Below are 1,133 nucleotides of genomic sequence, written 5' to 3'. Positions count from 1 at the left end.
TTTTCCCGGAAGGAGTGGTCGTTGTTTCTGAAGAGGCGATGACTTATTGGCCAGAATTCGAATATCTTGTAGGCAAAGATAGAATGCGTCATGCAGAAAGCTTCCAGTTTGATTCTGAACCAGTCTATCGGTTTTTCGAATGTTTTGATTGGGAAAAATTAAGCGAAATCCGAAGGAGTTATTCTCCAGCTAAGCACTGGATTACTCCTCCTTTGAAGCCTTATTTAGAAGAAAAACTCCTATTGGGACTTTTTTGGGTCAGATCTTTGGCGGACTTTTGGAAAAGATACCTTACCGAAAAAGGGATGCGGTTTTTACAGCAGCTAATTCCTTATACATGGATAGTTGATCCTACGCCTCTTCCTTATAATGCTGTACTGCCAAGACTTGAGGTGCAAAGTTGGAAGGAAGTGGGTTCATTTAGCCAATCGCAAAGAGAACTTGTATTGAAAGTCTCTGGTTTCAGTCCCTTAGCATGGGGTTCTAGGGGTGTTTATATCGGCTCCGATTTGCCTGCCTCTCAGTGGCAAGAGAAAATCGCTACAGCCCTTGCTGATTTTCCTCATCATCCCTGGATAATGCAAAAATTCATTCGTGGCAAACTTGTCAGCCATCCCTATGCTCAAGGCGAAAAAATAGAAGAAATGGAAGGAAGAGCCCGTGTTTCCCCTTATTATTTTGTCTTTGACTCAAAGGTGCACCTTTGTGGGGTTCTGGTGACGATTTGCCCATCGGACAAAAAAATTATTCATGGGATGAAAGATGCGATCATTGTTCCTGCTTCTTATAGAAGAGAGGTAGAACAACACCATAAAGAACATAATGAGGTTTTAAAAGTTGGTTAATTATTAGGCTTTATGAACTTACTTGAGTATGCTGCAAAAGAGCTATTAGTAAAAGAAGGCGTTCCTGTTGCTCAATATGGAGTTGCAGAGACCCCGGAGGCAGCCTTTGACATTGCTTGTAAGCTTGCTAAAAGACCTCTGGTTCTGAAAGCACAGATAGCTGCAGGAGGTAGGGGTAAAGGAAGATTTCTTAGTGGACTAGAGGGAGGAGTGAAGATTTGTCAGAGTCCAGAAGAAGTCAAACAAATTGCCCAAAGGATGATTGGTTCAATTTTAGTCACTGCTCAA

At 42.0% G+C, this 1,133-nt stretch carries 1 protein-coding gene and 1 pseudogene; both read left to right on the top strand.

All coding sequences use genetic code 11. From position 1 onward, the window contains the following. Positions 1–845 (top strand): annotated as a pseudogene (locus tag A7Q09_RS10020) (hypothetical protein); the annotation flags it as partial. A 12-nt stretch (positions 846–857) separates the two neighbouring features. Then, positions 858–1,133, top strand: a 276-nt coding sequence (locus A7Q09_RS10015; RefSeq protein WP_347877506.1) for an ATP-grasp domain-containing protein, incomplete at its 3' end; no start/stop codon positions are given.

The organism is Methylacidiphilum sp. Yel, assembly GCF_004421185.1.
Lineage (GTDB): Bacteria > Verrucomicrobiota > Verrucomicrobiia > Methylacidiphilales > Methylacidiphilaceae > Methylacidiphilum.
Note: the sequence above shows the minus strand (reverse complement) of the source record. Positions and strands in the feature narration are given on the sequence as shown.